Source organism: Agromyces sp. GQ35 (assembly GCF_059758475.1).
This window is the reverse complement of sequence record NZ_JCAXEO010000002.1, coordinates 555,301-578,953: the sequence shown is the minus strand read 5'-3', so window position 1 is coordinate 578,953 and position 23,653 is coordinate 555,301. Positions and strand designations below refer to the sequence as shown.

Genomic DNA, 23,653 nt, shown 5'->3' with positions numbered 1-23,653 from the left:
CGTGCAGAGGGCGGCGAGGATGGGCATCCAACGCGAAATCGATTGTTTCGTATGGCCTTCTGGATTATGCCATACCGACTAGGCCATACACGGCGCGATCTGTCTCCACGCTGAGGAGGTGGTGAGGCGCAGTGCGGAATCAGTGAGGAGTTGGAGCACCTATGTCCAACAGCTCGCTACCAATCTCCGCCGAGCGCGGCGAGATCGAGCGCTGAGCCAAGAAGACGTGGCGTATCGTGCCGGCCTGACCCGGTACACGTATCAGAAATACGAGCGGGGTGAGTCGAAGCCCGGGAGCCCAGCGAACCCGACGCTAAGGACACTCCTTGCGCTCTCGCAAGTGCTCGAGGTTGAGCTGACTGATCTATTGCCGTCGGAGCCGCCAGATCTGACGCTTCGCTGACCCTTTTCTCGTTGGGTGCCTCTGTCCCACACTCGGACACATCTTCACCGGTTAGAGGGTCGTGGGCGGGTTCGCGTCAACTGAATCGGGCTCATTGATGAACGCCAGGAACCGGCGACCCTTGCCCGAAGTGCGGGGACTGAAGATACCCTGCGCCGTCATCATCGTGGTCAATGGGATGGAGGCGAGGCCCGCCCGGTCAAGGTCGGCCACAGCCTGCGAGACCGGTTCGTTCCAGACCTCTTGGGGAATGTTCAAAGCAGTGCCGAGCGGCCCGTCGATCCCGCCCATGAGGATGTTCGCGTGCTGCGTGAGGAGGTCACGGGCCTGCAACCATGAAGTCGGGTCAGTGAAGTAGTGCAGCAACCAGATGTGGAGCACATCGAACTCTTCGACTAGGCGAGTGAACTGTTCGCGCTCGCTGTTCGAGAAGGGTGCCCAGTCACCACCGTTCGCGACCGCCGCAGCGAGGCGCCGACGCCTGTCCTCGCTCGCAGTCTCGGCCGCGGCCCGTTGTGCGCGCGTAATAGCAGCGATGAACTCGTCAGACGAGACGATGTCGTCAAGACTCGTCGTTGTCTCCCCACGGCCCAGGGCCTCTGCAAGGGCATGGGCGACGGCAACGTTGAAGGCGTGCTGTCGTTCTGCTTGCCGAGTTGAGAGTGCGTGAGCAAGTGTCTCAGCCGCGAGGGGCCCTGCCACAGGCACGAGGGTCAGCGCCGCCTTGGCAGCGAACGCGAAGGTGTCTTCCGCCGGTTCGTGAGGTGGAACTAAGTCTTCGAGGTCACTCATCCGCTCATCATGCATTGACCAACCGACATCGTGCGGCCGCGTCGCGAGGGACGGCATACGGACTGGTGCCTGAGGTTGTTGCTCCGCACGATGCCACGAGATATGGTTTCGGCTATGTGAGCCCGGCACACTGGGCCCCGATCCGTCAGGAGACGGCGATGAGGATTCTGCAAGCCGTCACCCCGTCGAAGGAGCAGTTGACGATTCTGCTCGAGAATCGTCCTGGCGTATTTGTGGTAAACGGCGCGGCCGGTAGTGGCAAGACCACCACCGCCTTGCTGAGGCTGACTGACCTGTGTGGGAAGTGGTTGAACCGCAAGCAGCGACTCGGGTTGGCGGCCCCGGTCCGTGTGCTCGTGCTGACGTACAACAAGACCCTCGAGGGATACATCACAGAACTCGCCAAGGCGCAGGTTTCCGCGAGCGTTACCCTCGCAGACGCCGTTGCATCCGGGGATCTGTTCCTCCAGATCAACACCTTCGGCAAATGGTCGCTCGGCCTCCTCCCCTCAGGCTCAGCCCCCGATGCTGACGAGTGCAGCCGACTGCTCGAGTCCTTGGCTGCGAGCCAAGGAATGCCGGAACGATTTGTAACCGACGAGGTTGAGTATGTTCTCGGGCGTTTCCCGAAGGATCGCCTCGACGAGTACCTCACCGCGACGCGCGACGGCCGAGGCCTTACACCTCGAATGGGTACTCGAGCACGGCGGGCCCTGCTGGACGATGTGATCAACCCATATTTGGCGGGGAAAGCGAAACGGGGAATTCGGGATTGGAGTGACGTCACTGCTGAGGCAGCGGCCGTCCCCAACTCGGCCTGGGACATCGTGATCGTCGATGAGGCCCAAGACTTCTCGGCGAATCAAATTCGCACGCTGATGGGACACGTTGCAGATCCGCACAGCGTGACGTTCGTCATGGACGCCGCTCAGCGCATCTATCCTCGATCGTTTACTTGGAAAGAGGCGGGTGTCACGGTCGCGTCCAGCCGTCGCCTGAGTACGAATTTCCGGAACACGCAGCAGATCGCGGCATTCGCGCGCTCCGTGTTGGACGGGATGGTGATCGGCGACGACGGTACACTGCCAGATTTCAGCAGCGCGACAACAACTGGCCCCAAGCCCACTTTGCTCGTGGGGAGATTCAGCGACCAACTTGACTGGGCTATCCGCAACGTCGTGCAGAAGGCAAACCTTAGAGATGAATCCGTGGCGTTCCTCCACCCTCTCGGGGGCGGTTGGTTCAGCTACTTGAAGGATGGGCTCGCGAAGGCGGGAATTCCGTACACACAGCTCACGCGGGCGAGCAGCTGGCCCGGCGGCGACGAGACAGTCGCGCTCTCCACGATCCACTCAGCCAAAGGGCTTGAGTTCGACCACGTCATCCTGCTCGGCTTGAATCAAAAGGCGACTCCGCACGGCACCGAGGAGGGCGATTCGCAGTTTGAGGCTCTGCGCCGTCTGCTCGCGATGGGGATCGGTCGCGCGAGCAAGACGGTGACCCTCGGATTCAAGCCCGGCGAGGAGTCCTCCCTCATTGGGTTGCTCGACCCCGCAACCTATGAGCGGGTGGTCCTGTGACCACCACAATTGCTGAATTTGTCACCGAACGAGGGATTACCGAGGTCCTGCATTTCACCACCAACCACGGACTCATTGGCATTTTCGCATCGGGATTCGTCCTCAGCCGAGACGACCTGAAAGCAGAAGATCTGCTCAGCAGCGTGCACCTCCTGAACTGTTCAATCCGACGCGACTCACAATGGACTGGGCACGTCAACCTCTCGATCTCTGCGGTCAACAAGGACTTCCTCAATTCTTCAAAGGGATGGCACCCGCCTCGAGATGGTGTCTGGTGGGCCGTGTTGTCCTTCTCGCCCGCGATCCTCTCCGAGCCCGATGTCGTGTTTGCTACGACGAACAACGTCTACCACGACGTCGTGCAGCGGGCTCCCGGCTTGCAAGGAATACAGGCGCTGTACGCCAGGTCTGTGCCGTACGGGTACTACGGATCAGTTGCCAGACGCTTCTCGTCAACACCGGCCCACCAACCCACCCACATCCAGGCTGAAGTTCTCTACCCGGGCCGACTACCCCTCGACTATCTGCAGGCGATCTATGTACCCGAGGATGAAAGACTGGACGAAATAGCGGGGTTGATCGCATCCTTCCCTCAGGCCCCAAAGGTCCCCGCGTACGTTCGACCGGAGGTGTTCCTGTGAATGAACATTCCGCACAAGTCCGGTCGTCCATGCTTTGGGCTGCTTGGGCGGATGCGCTTGGATTCATTTCCGAGCTGACGTCTGAAGCTAACCTTCATCGCCGCACACGCGGCCGTCCCCTAACGAATCCAATGCCTTGGTCACGAATCGTCGGCGGACGAATGGGAGTCCGGGCGGATCTTCCAGAGGGCTGTTACTCGGATGACACCCAATTGCGACTCGCGACAGCGCGAGCGATTTCCTCGAGCGGGTTCGATGTCGAGGCATTCGCCCGTGTCGAGCTCACGGTCTGGCCAAACTACGCACTCGGCGGTGGCCGAGCAACGCGAGCAGCCGCCGCATCGATGAGCAAGCAGCAGGCGAACTGGGCAACGAACTTCTTCGACGGCTGGGAGAATGCCGGCGGCAACGGTGCCGCAATGCGTATCCAACCTCACGTCTACGCTTCACCCCACCTCAGCTCCTTCGACCACCTCAATGACGTCATCCGAAACACGATCGTCACGCACGGACACCCCCGCGCGATCGTGGGGGCAGTGTTCCATGCAGTTGCGCTGACAATCACGCTCCTCGAGCGGAAGGTTCCCGGCCCGCAGCAGTTCGACAGCTTGATTGAGATCACGCGAGGCGCTGTTCAAGCCTTCGCGGCGCAACCGGAGCTCGCACTCTATTGGGTGCCGCAGTGGGAACAGGCGACGAGAATCCCGTTCGAGATTGCTTGGCACCAAACTGTCGACGAGCTCGCGGCACTTCTGGAGGCAGCCCGCGACATCTGGCCGATCCTGAAGTCGTCCGGGCGTGACCACACGCGTGCCGCGGAAGCATACGACGATCTCGTTCGCGTACTGGAACTCGACGTCGAGAGCAAGCGCGGCAGCGGTACCAATACGACTGCCGCCGCGCTCCTTTTGGCGGCAGCATTCCCCAACCATCCCGCACAATCTGCGCAGCTCGCGGCTGGTCGCCTCCATACCGATACCGACACCATTGCGACGATGGCAGCGGCGTTGGTTGGGGCTGCAACGCCGCGGGAACTGATATCGCCTGTGCAGGACGCGGAGTATCTTGAGCAAGAAGCCTCCCGTCTTGCCTCGATCGCGAACGGATCACGCGTTGCAGGCTTCCCATATCCGGACTTGCTCCATTGGCAGCCTCCCAAGTCCGCACTCGATGCGACCGGCATGGCTGATGACCGACTCGTACTTGCGGGTATCGGTCGACTCACTCCAATCGCGCCGCCAACCGAGAATCGAGACGGTGTCTGGGTCTGGGCCCGCACAGATTACGGACAATCCGTCCTGGTAAAGCACCGCCACGACGTACGTGCTCTGCCGGCCTCGCGTCTCCCGGCCCCGGAATTCTTCGGTGCCAGTGTGCAGGAAGCACGGCTTCGACCGGCCAGTCCACCCGCGCGTTCCCGCGCGACGAGTGTGGACTCACAATCGAGGGCGGATACCCAACCGTCGCTGCTGGACGAGCTTGATGGGCCTTCCCTAGAAGTGCTGCTTGATCAACTCGAATCTGCCAAGTTCCCCCCGTCGGACCTTGGAGGGGTGCTCAGGAAACTAGCGATAGAGCGCCCCGACGACGTGGAGCGGTTTGCCATCGAATTCGCGAAGCGATTTCGTTCCTCGTCCGTATAGATGCGGCGACCGCGCGGCTCGTCGAGCTTCGTGCGGCGACTCGGGGTGGGAATCGATGCTCGGCGGTGCGGAGAGACGCTGGGAAGAAGGCGCAAGGCCTACGAGCCTTGTACGACCTCGCGAAAGCGGGGTCGCCGGCAAACGCGGATAAGGACCTGGTGCAACGCTTCGGTCGCTACCTGACCGCACGCTTGACGGTCCAGATGTTGAATCGGAGGACTAGCTGAACGGATCGGCTGCGTGGGTGAGACCGTGTTCAGGGCAGACGTAGACGAGCGTGATCCCCGTGTCAGTCACGATCGGCTCGCGATTGAGTTCGGAATCACATGTCGGGCACAAGGGGCCGACAGGGAGGCCTTCGAGATCGGGCATACGTCGAGGCTAGCTCGCGGCGGCACACCACGTTGCTCGTTCAGAACTACTACTGGCGGGGTTCAGAACAGCGGTCGGCCCCACTTCGATCGGGATCCGGTGGCGGATCTCTTTCACCGGAGCGCGATCGTCGATTGCATTCTGCATTTCTTTGGAACCAGCTCGCGCCATTTGTGCAACGCCTCAGTCAAAGTAGTGATCATTCCCATCGACGCGCGAGGTACCTGACAGCTTGAAATAAACTGCCCTGCTATCGTGAAGCGCAGCACCGAACAGAGCATTGAGATTCTGCTAGGCGCTAGCCCGCCCCCGGCCTCTGTGCCGGGGGCCTTATTTTGTTGCAGCGATGCCCGGCACCAGTGAGGCATCGAACCGCCGTGCATACTGATTGACTTCCTGAACGCAGGCGCTGCCAAGGTTCCGCCACATCGATTGCGGGCACACCTTGTTTGCCCGCGCCCCACCTCGAATCATCGCTCGAGCCGCTGTGTAGGCCACAAGATCGGCGCATTGCACGAAATACGAACCGTCTGATTGCCTCGACACAGGATCATCGAGGAGGAGCTCGGCGTCGAGTCGTGTTGTCCCGCCCCGGGGTTGCCCTGCTGTGAGGAAGCGGCGAGCTCGACGGGCGTGTCGACGGATGTATGCCTCGTCACCCTCGTCGTGCATCAAGATCCACGGGACGCCCGGGTAGGTCTTTTGCATACGCTGGAAGAACATGTCCCAGAGCGTCCGTTTGATATCCGCCAACGCCACAGAGCCCGTCTTCGATACCCAAACGCTGAACGCCTTCATCCCTAGAGCGTCAATCGTGCGCAAATGATCACGGAGGATCTGTTGGCGAAGACTTGGGCGCAAGTTCATGCCCTTGAACCAGCCTTCGTTGCGTACCAGGTACGAGGCCTTGATCTCCGTTGTCACTGGCACGCCAAGTCGAGAGCGAATGCCGCGACGGAACTCGATGAATGAGTCGAGGGAGGCTCGCCAACGGTCGATCTCGATCACGACAACGCCCAACGCATACTCACGCGACCCGCCGAGCGCCGGGTCGCCACTCGGGTCGCCTGTTTCATCGACGTAGACGATAAGCACAGGGCCATACTGTCTGCAATCGCAGTGATCGACCAGACTCCTGGAGCGAATGCCTATTTTGGGCCAGTCGCGGCGCTTCTGAACTCGTCCGGCCACGGTACCCAAGGGGTCCTGATTCGCTCGCCAGAGCCGAGGGTCACTACCGCGCGAACATTCGTCAGTTTGATGCCCTTCTGCATCTCGAAGTAGTGCATCGACTCCATCGTCTGGAACCACTGGTTCGATGCGCTGTCCTCGATGCGGCGCGGGAGTGACGGATTGATCGCTGGAAGATCATTTCGTCCCGCCAAGCTGCCTATGGCTTCCTCATCGACACCGACCGTTTTCAGTGAGCCTTCGATGTCGGCGGCGACGACCGTGACGGGGAGCGTGCCTGTGTTGCGGACGGCGACGACCAGTACGCGTTGATTTCCTGCGAGATGGGGGTTGGCGTTGAGTAGCACAGGGAGGTCCTCAAGGGGCGCCGAACTGACGCCCTCAGGGAGCGTGACGATGCCTCCTCGAAGTTCAACCTCAATGTTGCGAAAAGGCCGGTGCGTCGCGGCGAAGTCTTCGAGCATTGACAGCAAGTCTCCCTCGGTGAGCCGAGGCGCGAATACCCCTAGTCCTTGGGTCGGTTCGTTACTTCGTTTCCATTCTTCGAGGACTTCTTGCGGGTGCTCGTCGCGGGCTGTGACGTCGACAAAGGTGTGATGAGGTTTGCACAGGAGGATGAGGTTCGAGATCTCTCGGCGCTCGTCGTCAGTCATCGCGGGGTCATAGCGGGCGGATGTGGGCTCGGCGCCTCGAATGTGAGCGATCTCGACGCCGACGATGGGGTGCCCTTGTACTTCGGTGAGAATCGGCGTCTCACAGTCTGGGAAGTAGCAGGTTCCGGTCGACATGCGGAACAGCGCTTTCTCTGTACCGGACGAGTAGCTGTGCGGATTAGCCATGCTCCATTGTTCCTACATCCGTGAAGATCGGTTGTCAGTGTCGCCGAGGGCGTGGTGCCGATGGGTTCGGCCGGCAGCCATGCCAGCTGTCGTGGAAGATGCCCTCTTTGCGTGGAACGCACACCATCGCTTAGTTCGGAGAAGGTTCCTCCAACGCAACCGGCTGATCGCTGCCGCGAGCGACGCCACCGTGGTGCTCGAGGCGGGACTGCGATCAGGTTCGCTGAACACCGCAGGGCATGCCGCGGCGCTCGGCCGCCCGCTGGGTGCCGTGCCCGGTCCGGTGACGAGTCCGGCATCGGCGGGCTGCCACCGCCTGCTCCGCGAATACGACGCGGTCTGCGTCGTCGACGCCGACCAGATGGCCGAACTCGTCGGCGAACGGCGCACCAGCCGGTTCCGCGACCCGGATGCGGAATCACGCGGCGAGGCGACCCTCGACGGCATCTCGGTCGACGGCGGCTCCGATCGGCGCTGGGGTACGGCAACGACTCCGGACGCCGTGCGAGTACTCGACGCTCTGAGCCCGAGCCGTGCGCGCGAACTCGCCGATGTCGCACGTCGATGCGGTATGGCACCGACGGCGGTGATGGGCGTGCTCGGCGGACTCGAGGCTGCTGGGCGCGTGCTGCGCCACCCGCAGGGGTGGCTACGGGCGAAGCGCGCGTGAGTGACGGCATACCCCCGCCCTCGTCGGCGGCACCGCATAGGCTGGCGGCGAAAGGGGGGCTCGATGCACTATCCGCAACTCGGCCGGTATCCCGCGGCCCGTCACGTCCTCGCGCAGATCAGCGACACGCACCTGCTGCACGGCGGCGCACGACTCGGCGGTGCAGCCGACACGGTGATCGCACTCAACCAGCTCTGCGACCAGCTCGAGCGACTCGGCCCCTCGATCGATGCGATCGTCGTCACGGGCGATGTGGCCGATCTCGGTGAGCCCGACGCGTATCGGCTTGCTCGGGAGGCCCTCGAGCCGCTCGCCGAGCGCAACGGGGCCCAATTGGTCTGGGTCATGGGCAACCACGACGAACGCGCGGCGTTCCGCACCGAGCTGCTTCGCGAGGCCGCTGCAGAGTTGCCAGTGCACCGCATCGTCGATGTCGACGGGCTGCGCGTCATCGCCCTCGACTCGACGGTGCCGGGCTACCATCACGGCGAACTCGACGAGATGTCGCTCGAGTGGCTCGATGCCGCGCTTGCCGAGCCTGCGGCGCACGGCACCGTCATCGCGATGCACCACGCGCCGATCCCGACACCGCTCGCACTCATGGACGTGCTCGAGCTGCGAGGCCAGGAACGGTTCGCCGAGGTGGTCCGCGATCGTGACGTCCGGCTGATCCTCGGCGGCCACCTCCATTACTCGACGAACGGGAGTTTCGCGGGCATCCCGGTATCCGTCGCGGGCGCCACCGCCTACACCATGGATCTCTCGGCGCCGCCGCGCGCGCTCGTCGGCATCGACGGCGGTCGGTCGTTCTCGCTCGTTCATCTCTTCGACGAGGGTCTCGTGACCTCGGTCGTGCCGCTCGGTCCGTTCCCGTCGGTGACGAGCTTCGGCGAGGAATTCCTCGCCGAGATCGAGGCACTGTCGGCCGACGACCGGCTCGAGCGGTTCTCCCGCAAGCGCGTCGCCGAGTGAACACGACCTCGAGCAGCCGTGGGCGTGCCGTACCTCCGCAGGCGACGCTGGAGAGCAAGCTGGGGGAGTGAGCCTCGATCGCCTCCTCGACGACTACCTGTCGCACGTGGCGATCGAGCGCGCGTACTCACCGCACACCGTTGCGGCCTACCGGAGCGACCTGTTGGACCTCATCGCCTTCGCCGAGACGCGAGGCACGACGGAGGCCGACGGTCTCGATCTCGCGCTCCTTCGCGATTGGCTCTGGGCGGCGACCGAGCGCGGGCTCGCACGCACGAGCATCGCCCGCCGTGCCGCATCCGCGCGGGGCTTCACGGCGTGGCTGCTGCGGCGCGGCACGCTCGAGAGCGATCCTGGTGCGCGACTCCGGGCACCGCGCGCCCAACGCACGCTGCCGCGCGTGGTCACGGAACAGGCAGTGGCCGAAGCGCTCGCCGATCTCGCCGCCCGCGCCGCCACCGGCGAACCGGTCGAGATACGGAACGCCGCGATCGTCGAGCTGCTCTACGCATCCGCTCTGCGCGTCTCCGAGCTCGTCGGGCTCGACATCGCGGACATCGATCGTCGCCGCCGCATCGTGCGGGTACTCGGAAAGGGTTCGAAGGAGCGCATGGTGCCGTACGGCGCGCCCGCCGCTCGTGCCATCGACCGCTACCTCGACGACGCTCGGCCGGCGATGCTCGAAGCCGCGGCACTCCGAGGTTCCGCGCGACAGGACGGATCGGCCGGCGGCCCACGAGCATCGCAACTCGGCGCCGTGCGGTCAGGTGGCGACACGCGAGCCGCCTTCCTCGGCGCCCGCGGGCGCCGTCTCGGGGTGCGCAGCGTCTACCAGCTGGTCGCCGCAGTGCTCTCGTCGATTCCGGGATCAGGGCCGAGCGGGCCGCATGCCTTCCGGCACAGCGCGGCGACGCACTTGCTCGACGGCGGTGCAGATCTGCGCGCGGTGCAGGAGTTCTTGGGTCACGCGAGCCTCGGCACCACGCAGATCTACACTCACGTGTCGTCGGAGCGCCTCAAGCAGAGCTATCGCACGGCGCACCCCAGAGCCTGATTCACGCCGCCGGAAGCAGCACCGCCCTCGGCAGACCGCCGAGGAAGAGGAACGGCGAGACGTACTCGCCGTCGACCCGCACGCCGAAATGCACGCAGCCCGACGCGCAGTGCCCGCCCGAGGCGACAGTGCCGATGACGTCGCCCGCTGCCACGGCGACTCCGACCTCGACGAGTGGAGCGACCGGCTCGATCGCGCTCACCACGCCGTCGCCGTGGTCGATCGCGACGACAGGGCGGCCGGCGACCATGCCGGCGAAGCTCACGACACCGGCCGCCGGCGCGACCACTGGAGCGCCGGGCCTCGCCTCGAGATCGATGCCACGATGACCCGCCTTGTAGGGCGACGGTGGGGCACGGAACGGGGAAACGACGCGAATGGGTGCGTCGACCGGCCAGAGCCACTGCTCGAGGAAGTCCACCGGGGCGCGCTGTTCGTCTGACGCCGCACCGGCTCCCGCGCCCAGGGCCGCAGCGATCGGCGTCGTCGTGGCGAGCGCGAGGAGCACGGCCGAGGTGATGGCGGATGCTGCGAGGCCGGACCAGCGCCGCCGGCGTCGATGCTCGCTCGAACCGGAGGTCGGAATGAGCCGGGTTGCGTTCATGACTCGATGCTCGTGCGCAACGCGGCATCCGCGGGGTGCGAGGGCGACATCGGTGAAGTGCGGCGTCTCCGCTGCGGTTGGGGAGGGGGAGTGGCGGTGATAGAGTGTCGGGAGCACTTCGGTATACCGGAGTGACTACGCGCGCCATTTCGGCCAACGCCTCCACTCAGTCCCGCTCCTCGCTTTCGAACAGCACAGCTCGCCGAACAGCAGGGAACAGGCGGAGCCGTGCCGGGCGCCAGGGCTCCAGCCGCCGGCCGGAGCGACAACTGAGAACAAAGGAGTACGGCTCATGGCCGTCGTCACCATTCGCCAGCTGCTCGACAGCGGCGTGCACTTCGGGCACCAGACCCGCCGTTGGAACCCGAAGATGAAGCGCTTCATCCTCACGGAGCGTTCGGGCAGCTACATCATCGACCTGCAGCAGTCGCTCGCCTACATCGACAAGACGTACGACTTCGTGCGCGAGACGGTCGCCCACGGTGGCACCATCCTCTTCGTCGGCACCAAGAAGCAGGCGCAGAACGCGATCGCCGAGCAGGCGACCCGCGTCGGCCAGCCGTACGTCAACCAGCGTTGGCTCGGTGGCCTCCTCACCAACTTCCAGACGGTCTCCAAGCGGCTGGCGCGCATGAAGGAGCTCGAGGAGCTCGACTTCGAAGGCACCACGAGCGGCTTCACGAAGAAGGAGCTCCTCATCAAGAAGCGGGAGCTCGACAAGTTGCACAAGTCGCTCGGCGGCATCCGCAACCTGACGAAGACCCCTTCGGCGCTCTGGGTGGTCGACACCAAGAAGGAGCACCTCGCGATCGACGAGGCCCGCAAGCTCGGCATCCCCGTGATCGGCATCCTCGACACGAACTGCGACCCCGATGAGGTGCAGTACCCGATTCCGGGCAACGACGACGCCATCCGTTCGGTGAGCCTGCTCACCCGCATCGTCGCCGACGCCGCGGCTGAAGGCCTTATCGAGCGTCACCAGAAGCCCGAGGCCGAGGGCAACGTCTCCGCCGTCGAGCCGCTTGCCGAGTGGGAGCAGGAGCTGCTCCAGGCCGGCACGCCCGAGCAGTCCTCGCCCGAGACCGACAAGGTCGACGGCGCAGCGGCCGAGGCCGAAGAGGTTGCCGAGGTCGTCGAGATCCTTTCGTCGGATGTCACCGCGGAAGCCGCGACCGAGTCGGCCGACGACGCTGAAGCAGCCGTCGAGGCCGAGCCGGTTGTCGAGGCCGAGCCGGTCGTCGAGGCTGACGCGGCCGTCGAGGCCGAGCCCGCAGCAGAGTCCAAGTAAGACCACGAGTCCAGGAGACTTACAGATATGGCCAACTTCACTCTCGAAGACGTCAAGAACCTGCGCGAGCGCCTCGGCACCGGCATGGTCGACACGAAGAACGCGCTCGTGGAAGCCGACGGTGACCTCGAGAAGGCCGTCGAGATCCTCCGCCTGAAGGGTGCGAAGGGCAACGCGAAGCGTGCCGATCGCTCCACCGCCGAGGGCCTCGTCGCCGCCGTCGACAACGGCGACGGCACGGCAACGCTCATCGAGCTCGCGTGCGAGACCGACTTCGTCGCCAAGGGCGTCAAGTTCGTCGGACTCGCCGACCGTGTCCTCGCCGCCGTCGCTGCGGCACGTGCCGAGACGGTCGAAGCCGCACTGGCTGCGCCGGCCGAGGGCTCGACCGTCGCGACCGTGATCGACCAAGAGGCTGCGATCCTCGGCGAGAAGGTCGAGCTTCGGCGCATCCGTCTCGTCACGGGCGAGCAGTTCTCGATCTACCTGCACAAGACGTCGAAAGACCTCCCGCCGCAGGTCGGCGTCGTGCTCGGCTTCGCCGGTGCCGATGTCGAGACCGCACGCTCGATCGCCCAGCACATCTCGTTCGCGAACCCGGAGTACCTCACCCGTGAGGACGTTCCGACGGAAGCGGTCGAGAAGGAGCGCGGCATCGTCGAGCAGATCTCCCGTGAGGAGGGCAAGCCCGAGGCCGCCCTTCCGAAGATCATCGAAGGCCGCCTCGGCGCGTTCTTCAAGCAGGTCGCCCTGCTCGAGCAGGACTACGCGAAGGACAACAAGCTGTCCGTCGCCAAGGTCCTCTCCGACGCAGGCCTGACCGTGAGCGACTTCGCTCGCTTCAAGGTCGGCGCCTAACACCAACGAAGGAGTCCGGATCGAACTCGATCCGGACTCCTTTGCTGTGTCCGGAGCATGTCCGGACGCCCGGCGAGTCGAACTCGTCGATATTTCCCGAGCACCGGCACTGCGCCGAGCTCGGCGAACCAGTAGCTTTGAGACGCGGAAGCGGAAGGATCGGTCGGGATGACGGAACACAAGCGCAGGGTCCTGCTGAAACTCTCTGGCGAGGCATTCGGGGCGGGGTCGCTCGGGGTGAACCCCGACGTGATCAGCGCACTCGCTCGCGAGATCGCCGACGCTGCTCGTACAGTCGAGATCGCCATCGTGGTCGGCGGCGGCAACTTCTTCCGCGGGGCCGAGCTCTCCCAGCGGGGCATGGACCGGGGCCGAGCCGACTACATGGGCATGCTCGGCACGGTCATGAACGCACTCGCCCTGCAGGACTTCCTCGAGCAGGCCGGCGCAGAGACTCGCGTGCAGTCCGCGATCTCGATGACGCAGGTGGCCGAGCCGTACATTCCTCGACGGGCCGAACGGCACCTCGAGAAGGGCAGGGTCGTCATCTTCGGTGCCGGCGCCGGGCTTCCGTACTTCTCGACCGACACCGTCGCCGCGCAACGCGCGCTCGAGATCGGCGCCGAGGTCGTGCTCGTCGCGAAGAACGGCGTCGACGGGGTCTATTCCGACGATCCCCGCACGAACCCCGATGCGCACAAGATCGACCGCATCAGCTACCAGGAGGCACTGCAGCGCGGACTCAAGGTCGTCGACTCGACGGCGTTCAGCCTGTGCATGGACAACGGCATGCCGATGCAGGTCTTCGGCATGGCTCCGCACGGCAACGTAACCGCGGCGATCCTCGGGGCCGATCTCGGCACGATCGTCAGCAACGGCGAAGAAGCCGTCAGTCGATAGACTGACCAGAGTAGCGAACCAGAAGGAGCCCCCGTGATCGCGGACGTACTTTCCGATGCCAACGCACGAATGCACAAGGCGGTGGAGGTTGCCAAAGACGACTTCTCGAGCGTCCGCACCGGTCGCGCGAACCCCCAGCTCTTCCAGAAGATCATGGTGAGCTACTACGGCACGCCGACGCCGCTCGCACAGCTCGCATCGCTCGCGAACCCCGAAGCGCGAACGCTCGTGGTCACTCCGTACGACAAGGGTGCGCTGCGAGACATCGAGCAGGCCATCCGCGACACGCCGAACCTCGGCGCGAACCCGTCGAACGACGGAAACATCATCCGGGTCACGTTGCCCGAGCTCACCGAGGAGCGACGTCGCGAATACGTGAAGATCGTGCGTGGCAAAGCCGAAGACGCTCGTGTCTCGGTGCGCAACATCCGTCGCAAGACGAAGGACGACCTCGATGCGCTCAAGGGCGAGGTCGGCGATGACGAGGTGTCCCGCGCCGAGAAGGAACTCGAGCAGCTCACGAAGTCTAACGTGGATGCGATCGACGACGCCTTGAAGCGCAAGGAAGCCGAACTCCTCGAGGTCTGAGGCACACAACGATGTCAGGCGTCCCAGAAGAGGATCAGTCGGACGCCGGGGGAGCTGAACGAACCTCGCGCGAGGAGTTCCGAGCGCAGGTGCACGCACGTAAGGCCGACCTCGAGCGTCAGTTCGAGGTCGGCAGGGCGCAGTTCGACCAGGCGCAGGAGAAGATCAAGGCTCGAACCGGCCGTAATCTGATACTCGCGATCCTGATCGGCCTCGCGTTCGGCGGGGCGCTGCTGCTCAGCCTGCTGGTCATCAAAGAGCTCTTCATGCTCTTCGCGGTGCTCATCGCGGCCTTCGCGAGCTACGAGCTCGCCCAGGCCTTGCGGAACGGCGACTATCACGTCCCACGCATTCCGACGGTCGTCGTTGCGGTCGCCGCGGTGCCGCTGTCGTACTACGGCGGCGCGGGCGGGCAACTCCTCGCAGTACTCGGCGGCATCGTGGTCGTGACGCTGTGGCGCATCGGCGAACAGGTGGTGCCTTCGCGGCGACGCTCGGGTCGTGATCTCGGTCGCGATATCGCTGCTGGAGCCTTCGTGCAGGGCTATGTGACGTTTCTCGCGACGTTCGCGGTCGTGCTGACCGCCGCCGAGGGCGGCGAACTCTGGACCCTGGCGTTCATCGCCGTCGCCGTCGCCGCAGATACCGGCGCCTACGCGTTCGGCCTCATGTTCGGCAAACACAAGATGGCGCCGATCATCAGCCCGAAGAAGACCTGGGAGGGCTTCGCCGGCGGAGCCGCCACCAGCCTCGTGGCCGGCGTACTGCTCGCGACCCTGATGCTCGGCAACACGTGGTGGTTCGGCATCATCTTCGGAGCGGCCATCTTCCTGAGTGCAACCCTCGGAGACCTCGTCGAGTCCTTGATCAAACGTGACATCGGCATCAAGGACATGAGTTCCTGGCTGCCCGGCCATGGCGGGTTCCTCGATCGACTCGATTCGATCCTGCCCTCGGCCGCCGTCGCCTTCGTGGCGTTCCGGATCTTCGGGTGAGCCTCCGCAATAATGGAGCGGTGGACTCCACCTTCCCTCGCGCAAGAAAGCCGAAGCTCGGGTACAACGCCGCCCAGGTCGAGGCGTTCCTTCAACTCGCCCGCCGCGCGTACGACGGCACTGCCCGGCCTGACGACGAGCCGCTGACGTCCGATCGCATCAGGCTCACCGCGTTCGCCATGCAGAAGGGCGGCTACTCCACCTCGCACGTCGATCAGGCACTGGAACGCTTGGAAGACGCATTCGCGGCGCAGGAACGCCAGGTCGCCGCCCGCCTGCACGGGGGCGAAGCCTGGCTCCGCGAAGCCCGGACGACTGCCCAAGTGGTCTCCAACCGGCTCGCGCGGCCCGAGGGTCACCGCTTCGACCGGGTCAGTCCGCTCGTTCGCGGCTACAGCGTGCGAGACGTCGACCGGTTCGCCGACAAGCTCACGCGGTATTTCCGCGACGGCTGGCCGATCTCGATCGAAGACGTGCGTACTGTCGTGTTCAAGACGCAGCGCGGCGGGTATCGCGAGGCGCAGGTCGACCTCCTGCTCGATGCGGTGGTCGATGTGATGCTGGCCGTTCGATGAACCTCCGAGTCGGACTCGCTCCGGCATCCGCTCCTCCGATACACTCGACGAATCGTGGGTAGGCATGCAGGCACAGACGAGGCGCTCGCGCCTCGTTCGGCGATTCCAGCTGCACCATCCGCCGTCGTGAGACCGACTCGGCACGGTCGTATCAAACAGGCCGTCACGGTCGTCTTCGCCTTCACGGCATCCGTGAGCTTTCTGCTCGTGAACATCGTCGACCCCTTCTCGGGCGCGACGGCATCCTCGACGTTCGCCGACGACGGCGATCGCTTCGGCGGAGCCGAAGTGCAGGCGATCGAGGTCGGCGGCGAGCACACGATAGAGGTCGGTCGCGAAGCCTACGTGGTCGAGAAGAAGCCCGAGATCAAGCTCGCGCCCGCCTCTACGAGTGCCGGCAGCGGATGGGCGCCTCCGGCCGTCACACCAGATCCCGGCTCCGCGCAGGCGTATGCGGCGGGCGCCGTCGCCGCGCGCGGCTGGTCGTCCGGAGAGTTCGACTGCCTCGTGTCGCTCTGGAACAAGGAGTCGGGCTGGCGCGTGAACGCTCACAACGCCTCCAGTGGCGCCTACGGCATTCCGCAAGCCCTGCCGGGGTCGAAGATGGCGACGGCGGGCGCCGACTGGGAGACGAATGCCGCGACTCAGGTCGAGTGGGGCCTCGGGTACATCTCAGGACGCTACGGCACGCCCTGCGGCGCGTGGGCGCACTCGCAGGACGTCGGCTGGTACTGACCCAGCCTGACGACCGCTTCGCCCGAAGCGCGGGCGGGCCGGCGCAGGGACCCACGGGAGCTCGCCTAGACTGGGTTCCATGGCACGCTCGAACCGATCCCGGAGCCGGGCGGATCGTGCCCGAGAAGAGCATCCCGAACTCGACGTCGAGCGACTCACCTCTGGTTGGCGTCGAACAGAATCGCGAGGCGGTCGCGAATGGAACGTGCAGCCCGTTTCCGAGGCACAGGCGGTGAAGGCCTACCTCTGCCCTGGTTGCGGCCTCGACGTCGCGCCGGGTGTCGCGCATCTCGTCGCCTGGCGTGCCGATGGCGTGCTCGGCGATGCCGCTGATCTCGCGTCTCGCCGGCATTGGCACCTCCACTGCTGGAAGATCGGCATCCTGTGACTGACGCACCCGTCGAGATCCGCGCGGGGGTCGAACTCCCGGCGCGGCGCGAAGAGATCGAGTTGCAGACCGCCGACGGCCTGACTCTCGTCGGAGAACTCGCCACGCCGATCGACCGCGCACCCGTGGCGACACTCGTCACGCTGCATCCGCTGCCGACCGCGGGCGGCTTCATGGACTCGCACATCCTGCGCAAGGCGGCCGCGCGGCTGCCGGCGCTCGCAGACCTCGCCGTGCTGCGCTTCAACACTCGAGGCACCTCGTCGCCACGTGGTCTGAGCGACGGCGCATTCGGCGATGGCATCGGTGAGCGGGCGGATGTCGCGGCGGCGATGTCGTTCGTGACCCAGCGAGCGTTGCCGCACCCGTGGCTCCTCGGCTGGTCGTTCGGCACCGAGCTCGCCCTGAAGTACGGGCTCGATCACGACATCGACGGCGCGATCCTGTTGTCGCCGCCGCTCCACCGCACGAGCGATGCGGAGCTCGCCCGTTGGCAGCAGGCCACGCCCGCGCTGGTAGCGCTCATCCCCGAGCTCGATGACTACCTGAGGCCGTCCGAGGCTGCGGAGCGGTTCGCGAGCGTGCCGCGCATCACACGCATCGACGTGGCCGGCGGAAGGCACCTCTGGGTGGGGGAGTCGCAGACCCGTCGCGTACTCGACGAGATCGTCGCCATCGTGAACCCGGCCGCTGCAGTGCCATTGCCGCGGGTGTGGCCGGCACAGGCCGTGGTCTGACGAGGGAACCGGTCGGCACCCGCCGGGCCAGTGGTCAGAGTTCGTTCTGGCGCGGGATCACGACCTGCTTGATGATCAGGAGGGTCGCTGCTGCCACCGGGATCGCAACAAGCGCTCCGAGTACGCCGCCGAGCGAACCGCCCGCCAGCGCGGCGATCACGACGAGCGCGCCCGGCACTTTCACCGCCCGGTTCATGATGCGAGGGCTCAGCACGTATGCCTCGACCTGCATGTAGACGATGTAGTAGATGGCCGCGACGAGCGCGGTCAGCGGCGATGAGCCGATGCCCGGGATCAGGCACACCAGCACGATGATCACCGAGCCGCTGAGGGTGCCGACGAGGGGGACGAGCGAGAACAGGAACGCGAGCAGGGCGAGGACCGCCGTGAACGGTGCTCCGATGATCGACAGGAAGATGAAGCTCGCGATGCCGTTGACGGCTGCGAGCGACACCTGCCCGAGCACATACCGTCCGACGGATTGAGTGATCTGCTCGGTCAGGTCGGCGAACCGTGCTCGCTTCGACGAGGGGACGAGCTGGTAGGTCGCCCGCTTCATGGTGTTCAACGATGCGGCGAAGTACAGCATCAGGATGAATACGATCACCACGCCGAAGACGCCCGTGCCGATCGCCAGGGCGACCTGCAAGACACCGCCGGCGAGCTCGCTCAGCTTGTCGGGGTTCGTGAAGAAGTCGGTGAGACCGGTGGTCACCTGCTCGTTGATCTCGTCGATCGGTACCTGCGGGAGCTGATCCTTCAGGTTCTCGATCCACTCCTGGGAGTTCACCCGTTCGACGATGCGGGGAATCTCCTCGACGAGCTGGCTCACCTGGTCGACGATGATGGGCACCACCGCGAGTACCAGGGCTGCGACCAGAAACCCGACACCGGTCATCACGATCAGGATGGCGGCCCATCGAGGAAGCCCTCGGCGCTCAAGCCAGCTCATCGCCGGGTCGAGGCCGAGGGCCAGGAAGAGCGCCGCTCCGATGTAGGTGATGATCGTCGACAACGTGACGATCGAGGTGAGGATGAGGAGGCCGACGCCCACACCGAGGGTACCGACGAGCCCGATGCGGAACGCGTTCTGGATCTTCATGGAACGGCCCGCGCCCCCTCCTCGCCGGCTACTTGGTCTTGGCCGCGATCTGCTCCGCCTGCGTCAGCACGCCGCGGAGGCTCTCGAAGTACCCGGCGACGGCGTCGCGTTCGATCTTGATCTGCGAGAGCCGGTCCTCGGCATCGGCGACGAGCGCACGAGTGCGCTCCTCTGCGTCGGCGATGAGTTTGCGCGCCTGCTCGTGTGCCGCGGCGATGCGATCGCGTGCCTCGTCATCTGCCTTGTCGCGAACCACGGCGATCTCGGAACGCACCTCGGTCTCGAGTCGGTCGGCCTCGGCTCGGCTCTCGGCCGTGCGGGCGACTGCCTCGGCGAGCTCGGCGTTGGCGTCTTCGAGGAACTTCTGAGTCTGCGCGACCGCCTCCTGATGGGCGGCGAGCAATTCTTGTTCGGCTTCGTCGCGCTTCGTGGAGAGTTCGGACTCGAGGTCGAGATGCGCCTTCTCGATCTCTCGACGCATGCGGTTGACCTCGTGCGTGGTCTTCTTGCGCATTGCGGTGAGCTGGTTGTCGAGATCGATGCGGGCCTGCTCCGACTCGGCGTCGAAGTCGGCGCGTGCCTGCTCCTGCTCGAGCGCGAGATCGGCGCGCATCTGCTCGAGGTCCGCCGCGTGCTTGGCGCGGATGCGCTCGAGTTCGTGCTGGAGCTTCAGGCGTGCGCCCTCTGCCTCGCGTTCGATGTCGATCTTCGCCTGGTCTCGCTGCTGTGCGAGTTCGGCCTGGCCGGCTTCGAGTTCGCGATCGAGATCGCTGCGAGCCTGCTCGAGCTCGTGCACGAGTGCTGCGCGGCGTTCGGCGATCTCGGCATCGATGGTGGCCTGTGCCTCGGCGGAGTCGCGCTCGAGGTCGAGTCGTGATTGCTCGGTCTCCGCGGCGAGGTCGATGCGGGCCTGTTCGGTCTCGCGTGCGAGCTCGGCCCGTGCGCGGTCGAGCTCGATCGCGACCTCGGCCCGGGTCTGCTCGGTCTCCTGAGTGAGCCCGGCCGCCGTCGCGCGCGCCTCGGTGGCTTCGGCGTTGGCAGCGACCAGGATCTCGGATGCCTTGCGCTCGGCTGCAGCGGTCATCGCTGCGGATTCCCGCTTGGCGCTCGTGCGGATCTCGGCGGTCTCGGTCGCGACGGCGCCGCGGATCGCTGCGGCGTCGCGGGCGGCATCCTGCCGGAGCTGCTCGCTCGACTCGTGCGAGCGCGAAACCATGTCGTCGGCTTCGGCACGGGCGTTCTCGAGGATGCGGTTCGCCTGGGCGCGGGCCTCGGTCAGGGTGCGTTCGGCGAGTTCGTGCGCGTCGGAGCGCATGAGGTGCGCCTCGTCTTCGGCCGAGCGCCGCAGTTTCTCAGCGTCGATGTCGGCCTGCGCGATGAGGCGTGTGGACTGCTCCTCTGCGACGCGCAAGGTGTTCTCGAGCTTGGTGCCGAGGCCGGAGAAGGTCGGACTACCCACTTCTTCGAGTTCGGCGGTGAGCTCTTCGATACGTGCGAGGAGCCGCTTGTTCTCCTTGACGCTGTCGGTGCTCTGGGTGTTCGCGGCGATGATGTCGCGGCGAAGTCCATTGATCGCCTTGTCGACCTCGTCCTTGTCGTATCCGCGGAACACCTGCGTGAACTCGGTCTCTTCGACGGCCATTCTTCCTCCGGGCTCTGTCCCGCGTTCGTGGGGGCGCATGCGGGATGTGAGTCCGATTGTACGGGGCGCGCCGGAGGCGCGCAGACATCGTTCGCCCAGCGAGTGGTTAGGAGTCTCCCAGATTCCGCCGGTAGTGTGGAATGTCTTTGTCAGACGTCGCCCGTGGCGACAAATGGAGGTCGGTTCGTGCGCTTCGTCTTCGCTATCGTGGCGTTCATCGCCGCGGCCGTGATGATCGGGCTCGGCATCGCTCAGCGCACGGTCCTCCTCGAACCGGATCGCGTTTCGATGTCTGCGCAGCTCTCCGGCGGTGAGGCCGACTTCATCGTGCTCGAGCCCGGCGCGCTGGCGGCCCATCCCGGCAAGCAGACCATCACCGTCTCCGGATCGTCGAAGGCCTTCCTTTCGTACGGACGCAGTTCCGACGTCGAAGCGTGGCTCGGACAGACGCAGTACGTCTCGGTCGGCTACGACGCCGCCGGGGATCAGTTGACGAACGAGATCGTCGTCAGCGATCCGGTCGACGATCCCGCGCCGTCCGTGCCGAGCCCCTCGACGCCGCCGAGCGATGCCGGCGCCGGAGCCGATGCCGATGCCGTCGTGGCGCCGTCCCCGGCCGGCTCCGACCTGTGGCTCGACGAGTTCAGCGACGACATGGTGCTCACCACGACGATCGATGTGCCCGAGGGCATCTCGGTGCTCATCACCGCGAACGGCGGCGAAGAACTCCCCTCCCGAGTGAAGATCGACTGGCCACTCGACAATGCCACGCCATGGGCCGGGCCGCTCATCGCCGGTGGGGCATTGGTCTTCCTGGTCGGCATCGCACTCGTGATCTCGGGCTTCGTGAACCACCGTCGCTCACGTGGGCCGCGACGAAACCTTCCGAAGGGGCCGCGCGGCAAGCTGCCGAGCGCGCCGAGGCCAGGTCGTGCGCAGATCGGCGGCGGCGGTCGCCGAGCCATCGGCCGCACCAAGCGAGTCGCCCTCGTGCCGCTGCTCGTGATCCCGGCACTGGCGCTGAGCGGGTGTTCGCCCGACTACTGGCCGAGTCTCGACCAGCTGGCGGCTCCCGAAACCACCGCCCCTGCGACTCCGCTCGACACGCCGATCCCGACCGATGACGCCGATGAGGACGCACCAGAGGCCGTCCCGGCGGTCACCGTGCCCCAAATGGAGCGCATCATGCGTCGGGTCGCGGTGTTCGCCACGGAGGTCGACGCCTCGCGCGACGCCGCGACCGCCGCGCAGCGATTCACCGGACCGGCTCTCGAAGCGCGTACCGCCAACTACGCGATTCGCGGCACACTCGCCGAACACCCGGCTCCCACCCCGATTCCCGCGTCGCCTCTCACCCTGACGCTGCCGCAGCAGGCCACGGGCTGGCCTCGAACCGTGCTCACCATCGCGAAGAACGCCGACGACCCCACGATCGCTCCGACGGCTCTGGTACTCGTGCAGCAGACGGCTCGTGAGAACTACAAGATCCTCTATTCCATGGCACTGGCGCCCGACGCGGATGTGCCCGAGGTCGCGCCGGCCTCCATCGGCGCGCCCCCGATCTCACCCGAGTTCAAGGGACTCGTGATGCCGACCGGGCAGGTCGCCGCGGCGTACGCCGACGTGCTGCTGAAGGGCGACACCTCCGAGTTCGCTGCGATGTTCGATCCTGAAGGCGATGCGCTGCGGGAGCAGCTCGGCGTGACCGGTCAGCAGGCCATCAACGACGCACTCCCGGCGACCGCTGACGCGACATTCTCGAATCTGGTCGGCGAGAGTCCTACGATCGCTCTCGCCACGAACGATGCAGGCGCGCTCGTGACCGTCTCGATCGAGCAGACCGAGAAGGTCGTGCCGAACGACGGTGGAACCATCGGGTTCCAGCCGGGGGCTGCGCTGGCCCTGTCGGGCTTCAGCGAGAAGAGCGCGAAGGGCGTGCAACGCGTCATAGGTGTTCAGATGTTGTTCTACGTTCCCGGTGTCGGCAACGACGCCGATGACCAGATCCGATTGCTCGGCTGGTCGGAGAGTCTCATCGGAGCTTCGGAGGTACCGTGACCAATTCGATTCCCCCCGCAGGCGCGGCGCTCCGCGGCGCCGTCGACCTGTCGGCACTCGTGCAACGACAAGCAGCCCAGGGTGGCACCGCCGCCCAGGGGGCGCATGCGGCCACGGGGCCGACCGACCAGATCGTCTTCGAGACCGACGATGCGGCGTTCGGCTCGACGCTCGAACTCTCCCGCACGGTGCCGGTCGTCGTCGCGTTGTGGGCGACGTGGAGCGAGCCGTCCAAGACACTGCTCGCCTCGCTCGAACGACTCGTGCGTGCGCGCAATGGCCGGCTCGTGCTCGCCGCCGCCGATGCCGACCGCAGTCCGCAACTCGTGCAGGCGTTCCAGGCGCAGTCGATTCCGACGGTCGTCGCCGTCGTCGCCGGTCAGCCGGTGCCGCTCTTCGCGGGCGCGCAGCCCGATGACGTGCTCGATCAATTGTTCGATCAACTGCTCGAGCTCGCCGGACAGCACGGCGTGACCGGCAGCATCGCCCCGGGCGAGGGCGGAGCAAGCGGCGATGCCGAGCCGGCGGAACCGGCCGAGCCGCCGCTGCCGCCGCTGCACCAAGAGGCGTACGACGCGATCGAGCGCGGCGACTTCGCCGCCGCTGCATCCGCGTACCGCACCGCCATCGTGCAGAACCCGCGCGATGCGCTCGCGGTCGCCGGTCTCGCGCAGGCGAATCTGCTCGGCCGTCTTCACGGCAAGACGCTCGACGAGATCCGCTCCGCGGCCGCGGCTGCGCCCGACGATCTCGGGGCGCAGCTCGACGTCGCCGACCTCGACCTCTCGGGCGGACACGTCGACGATGCGTTCGACCGTCTGCTGACACTGTTCCCGGGTCTCGATGTCGATGGCAAGAAGCTCGTGCGCGAACGGCTGGTCGAGTTGTTCGAAGTCGTGGGCGTCGATGATGCTCGCGTGGTCGAGGCGAGAAGGCGCCTGACGAACCTGCTCTACTGATCGTCGCGGAACACGCGGAGACGACGCGGGGTCTCGATACGCGCTTCGCGCTACTCGACCGGCGGGC

Annotated in this window: 24 protein-coding genes; 18 read left to right on the top strand and 6 right to left on the bottom strand. The window is 65.7% G+C overall.

The features are described 5' to 3' along the window. The first annotated feature begins 118 nt into the window (after nt 1–118). Nucleotides 119–403, top strand: coding sequence for a helix-turn-helix transcriptional regulator (locus AC6CH0_RS14710; RefSeq protein ID WP_498102128.1), 285 nt, complete (start codon nt 119–121; stop codon nt 401–403). 51 nt (nt 404–454) lie between these two features. Here AC6CH0_RS14710 and AC6CH0_RS14705 read toward each other — a convergent pair whose 3' ends face one another. Then, nucleotides 455–1,195, bottom strand: coding sequence for a hypothetical protein (locus tag AC6CH0_RS14705; RefSeq protein ID WP_498102126.1), 741 nt, complete (start codon nt 1,193–1,195; stop codon nt 455–457). A 158-nt stretch (nt 1,196–1,353) separates the two neighbouring features. Here AC6CH0_RS14705 and AC6CH0_RS14700 point away from each other — a divergent pair, with 158 nt between their 5' ends. From AC6CH0_RS14700 to AC6CH0_RS14690, 3 genes are read left to right on the top strand one after another with little or no spacing between them, the layout of a single operon-like run. Continuing rightward, complete coding sequence (locus AC6CH0_RS14700; protein ID WP_498102124.1) at nt 1,354–2,775, top strand: 3'-5' exonuclease; 1,422 nt, start codon at nt 1,354–1,356, stop codon at nt 2,773–2,775. After that, nucleotides 2,772–3,416 (top strand): DarT ssDNA thymidine ADP-ribosyltransferase family protein, encoded by a 645-nt coding sequence (locus tag AC6CH0_RS14695; RefSeq protein ID WP_498102122.1) that lies wholly within the window; start codon nt 2,772–2,774, stop codon nt 3,414–3,416. Before AC6CH0_RS14700 ends, AC6CH0_RS14695 begins: the two co-directional genes overlap by 4 nt. Then, nucleotides 3,413–5,059 carry an ADP-ribosylglycohydrolase family protein gene (locus tag AC6CH0_RS14690; RefSeq protein ID WP_498102120.1) on the top strand — a complete coding sequence of 549 codons (1,647 nt, stop codon included), beginning with the start codon at nt 3,413–3,415 and terminating at the stop codon, nt 5,057–5,059. The genes AC6CH0_RS14695 and AC6CH0_RS14690 overlap by 4 nt, the downstream gene beginning before the upstream one ends. 702 nt (nt 5,060–5,761) lie before the next feature. On the opposite strand, the gene AC6CH0_RS14685 is transcribed toward AC6CH0_RS14690, so the two are convergent. Together AC6CH0_RS14685 and AC6CH0_RS14680 are read right to left on the bottom strand one after the other, a co-directional pair. Then, on the bottom strand, nt 5,762–6,526 hold the full coding sequence (locus AC6CH0_RS14685; protein ID WP_498102118.1) for a DUF3800 domain-containing protein: 765 nt from the start codon (nt 6,524–6,526) through the stop codon (nt 5,762–5,764). Between the two features lie 53 nt (nt 6,527–6,579). Continuing rightward, on the bottom strand, nt 6,580–7,461 hold the full coding sequence (locus tag AC6CH0_RS14680) for a hypothetical protein (RefSeq protein ID WP_498102116.1): 882 nt from the start codon (nt 7,459–7,461) through the stop codon (nt 6,580–6,582). Between the two features lie 79 nt (nt 7,462–7,540). On the opposite strand from AC6CH0_RS14680, the gene AC6CH0_RS14675 reads away from it, so the two are divergent. The 3 genes from AC6CH0_RS14675 to AC6CH0_RS14665 all read left to right on the top strand — a co-directional run bounded on the left by AC6CH0_RS14675 (nt 7,541) and on the right by AC6CH0_RS14665 (nt 10,157). Next, complete coding sequence (locus AC6CH0_RS14675) at nt 7,541–8,131, top strand: DNA-processing protein DprA (protein WP_498102114.1); 591 nt, start codon at nt 7,541–7,543, stop codon at nt 8,129–8,131. A 63-nt stretch (nt 8,132–8,194) separates the two neighbouring features. After that, entirely contained in the window at nt 8,195–9,103 is a 909-nt protein-coding gene (locus AC6CH0_RS14670; protein ID WP_498102112.1) for a phosphodiesterase, read from the top strand. 67 nt (nt 9,104–9,170) lie between these two features. Continuing rightward, nucleotides 9,171–10,157: a tyrosine recombinase XerC gene (locus tag AC6CH0_RS14665; RefSeq protein ID WP_498102110.1), complete on the top strand. Its 987-nt coding sequence runs from the start codon at nt 9,171–9,173 to the stop codon at nt 10,155–10,157. Nucleotide 10,158: 1 nt separating this feature from the next. Here the strand turns inward: AC6CH0_RS14665 and AC6CH0_RS14660 are convergent, their stop codons facing one another. Continuing rightward, entirely contained in the window at nt 10,159–10,761 is a 603-nt protein-coding gene (locus AC6CH0_RS14660; RefSeq protein WP_498102108.1) for a murein hydrolase activator EnvC family protein, read from the bottom strand. Nucleotides 10,762–11,053: 292 nt separating this feature from the next. Here AC6CH0_RS14660 and rpsB point away from each other — a divergent pair, with 292 nt between their 5' ends. The 9 genes from rpsB to AC6CH0_RS14615 all read left to right on the top strand — a co-directional run bounded on the left by rpsB (nt 11,054) and on the right by AC6CH0_RS14615 (nt 17,825). Beyond that, entirely contained in the window at nt 11,054–12,049 is a 996-nt protein-coding gene (gene rpsB, locus AC6CH0_RS14655) for a 30S ribosomal protein S2 (protein ID WP_498102106.1), read from the top strand. 27 nt (nt 12,050–12,076) lie between these two features. Beyond that, nucleotides 12,077–12,907, top strand: coding sequence for a translation elongation factor Ts (gene tsf, locus AC6CH0_RS14650; RefSeq protein WP_498102104.1), 831 nt, complete (start codon nt 12,077–12,079; stop codon nt 12,905–12,907). A 168-nt stretch (nt 12,908–13,075) separates the two neighbouring features. Further along, entirely contained in the window at nt 13,076–13,807 is a 732-nt protein-coding gene (gene pyrH / locus AC6CH0_RS14645) for a UMP kinase (protein WP_022891852.1), read from the top strand. 33 nt (nt 13,808–13,840) lie between these two features. Continuing rightward, complete coding sequence (gene frr, locus AC6CH0_RS14640) at nt 13,841–14,395, top strand: ribosome recycling factor (protein WP_498102102.1); 555 nt, start codon at nt 13,841–13,843, stop codon at nt 14,393–14,395. A gap of 89 nt (nt 14,396–14,484) precedes the next feature. After that, nucleotides 14,485–15,390, top strand: coding sequence for a phosphatidate cytidylyltransferase (locus AC6CH0_RS14635; RefSeq protein WP_498102100.1), 906 nt, complete (start codon nt 14,485–14,487; stop codon nt 15,388–15,390). Nucleotides 15,391–15,410: 20 nt separating this feature from the next. Continuing rightward, nucleotides 15,411–15,965 (top strand): DivIVA domain-containing protein, encoded by a 555-nt coding sequence (locus tag AC6CH0_RS14630; protein ID WP_498102098.1) that lies wholly within the window; start codon nt 15,411–15,413, stop codon nt 15,963–15,965. Between the two features lie 126 nt (nt 15,966–16,091). Further along, a complete protein-coding gene (locus AC6CH0_RS14625) occupies nt 16,092–16,700 on the top strand; it encodes an aggregation-promoting factor C-terminal-like domain-containing protein (RefSeq protein ID WP_498102096.1) in 609 nt (202 codons plus the stop codon). A gap of 79 nt (nt 16,701–16,779) precedes the next feature. After that, entirely contained in the window at nt 16,780–17,088 is a 309-nt protein-coding gene (locus AC6CH0_RS14620) for an Rv1322 family protein (RefSeq protein ID WP_498102094.1), read from the top strand. Next, nucleotides 17,085–17,825, top strand: coding sequence for an alpha/beta hydrolase (locus AC6CH0_RS14615; RefSeq protein ID WP_498102092.1), 741 nt, complete (start codon nt 17,085–17,087; stop codon nt 17,823–17,825). Before AC6CH0_RS14620 ends, AC6CH0_RS14615 begins: the two co-directional genes overlap by 4 nt. 34 nt (nt 17,826–17,859) lie before the next feature. Here AC6CH0_RS14615 and AC6CH0_RS14610 read toward each other — a convergent pair whose 3' ends face one another. Both AC6CH0_RS14610 and AC6CH0_RS14605 read right to left on the bottom strand, forming a co-directional pair. Next, nucleotides 17,860–18,927, bottom strand: a complete 1,068-nt coding sequence (locus AC6CH0_RS14610; protein WP_498102090.1) for an AI-2E family transporter — start codon at nt 18,925–18,927, stop codon at nt 17,860–17,862. A gap of 28 nt (nt 18,928–18,955) precedes the next feature. After that, nucleotides 18,956–20,569: a DivIVA domain-containing protein gene (locus AC6CH0_RS14605; protein ID WP_498102088.1), complete on the bottom strand. Its 1,614-nt coding sequence runs from the start codon at nt 20,567–20,569 to the stop codon at nt 18,956–18,958. Nucleotides 20,570–20,731: 162 nt separating this feature from the next. Between AC6CH0_RS14605 and AC6CH0_RS14600 the strand changes: the two genes are divergently transcribed. Next, nucleotides 20,732–22,627, top strand: coding sequence for a DUF8094 domain-containing protein (locus AC6CH0_RS14600; protein ID WP_498102086.1), 1,896 nt, complete (start codon nt 20,732–20,734; stop codon nt 22,625–22,627). Continuing rightward, on the top strand, nt 22,624–23,586 hold the full coding sequence (locus AC6CH0_RS14595) for a co-chaperone YbbN (RefSeq protein ID WP_498102084.1): 963 nt from the start codon (nt 22,624–22,626) through the stop codon (nt 23,584–23,586). Before AC6CH0_RS14600 ends, AC6CH0_RS14595 begins: the two co-directional genes overlap by 4 nt. The last annotated feature ends 67 nt before the right edge of the window (nt 23,587–23,653 follow it).

What these genes read in the sequence shown, in the direction of transcription:
- AC6CH0_RS14670 (WP_498102112.1), top strand. Translation starts at nt 8,195, where the DNA reads ATGCACTATCCGCAACTCGGCCGGTATCCCGCGGCCCGTCACGTCCTC.
- pyrH (WP_022891852.1), top strand. Translation starts at nt 13,076, where the DNA reads ATGACGGAACACAAGCGCAGGGTCCTGCTGAAACTCTCTGGCGAGGCA.
- AC6CH0_RS14620 (WP_498102094.1), top strand. Translation starts at nt 16,780, where the DNA reads ATGGCACGCTCGAACCGATCCCGGAGCCGGGCGGATCGTGCCCGAGAA.
- AC6CH0_RS14660 (WP_498102108.1), bottom strand. Translation starts at nt 10,761, where the DNA reads ATGAACGCAACCCGGCTCATTCCGACCTCCGGTTCGAGCGAGCATCGA.
- AC6CH0_RS14675 (WP_498102114.1), top strand. Translation starts at nt 7,541, where the DNA reads ATGCCAGCTGTCGTGGAAGATGCCCTCTTTGCGTGGAACGCACACCAT.
- AC6CH0_RS14705 (WP_498102126.1), bottom strand. Translation starts at nt 1,195, where the DNA reads ATGAGTGACCTCGAAGACTTAGTTCCACCTCACGAACCGGCGGAAGAC.
- AC6CH0_RS14605 (WP_498102088.1), bottom strand. Translation starts at nt 20,569, where the DNA reads ATGGCCGTCGAAGAGACCGAGTTCACGCAGGTGTTCCGCGGATACGAC.
- AC6CH0_RS14610 (WP_498102090.1), bottom strand. Translation starts at nt 18,927, where the DNA reads ATGAAGATCCAGAACGCGTTCCGCATCGGGCTCGTCGGTACCCTCGGT.
- rpsB (WP_498102106.1), top strand. Translation starts at nt 11,054, where the DNA reads ATGGCCGTCGTCACCATTCGCCAGCTGCTCGACAGCGGCGTGCACTTC.
- tsf (WP_498102104.1), top strand. Translation starts at nt 12,077, where the DNA reads ATGGCCAACTTCACTCTCGAAGACGTCAAGAACCTGCGCGAGCGCCTC.
- AC6CH0_RS14680 (WP_498102116.1), bottom strand. Translation starts at nt 7,461, where the DNA reads ATGGCTAATCCGCACAGCTACTCGTCCGGTACAGAGAAAGCGCTGTTC.
- AC6CH0_RS14700 (WP_498102124.1), top strand. Translation starts at nt 1,354, where the DNA reads ATGAGGATTCTGCAAGCCGTCACCCCGTCGAAGGAGCAGTTGACGATT.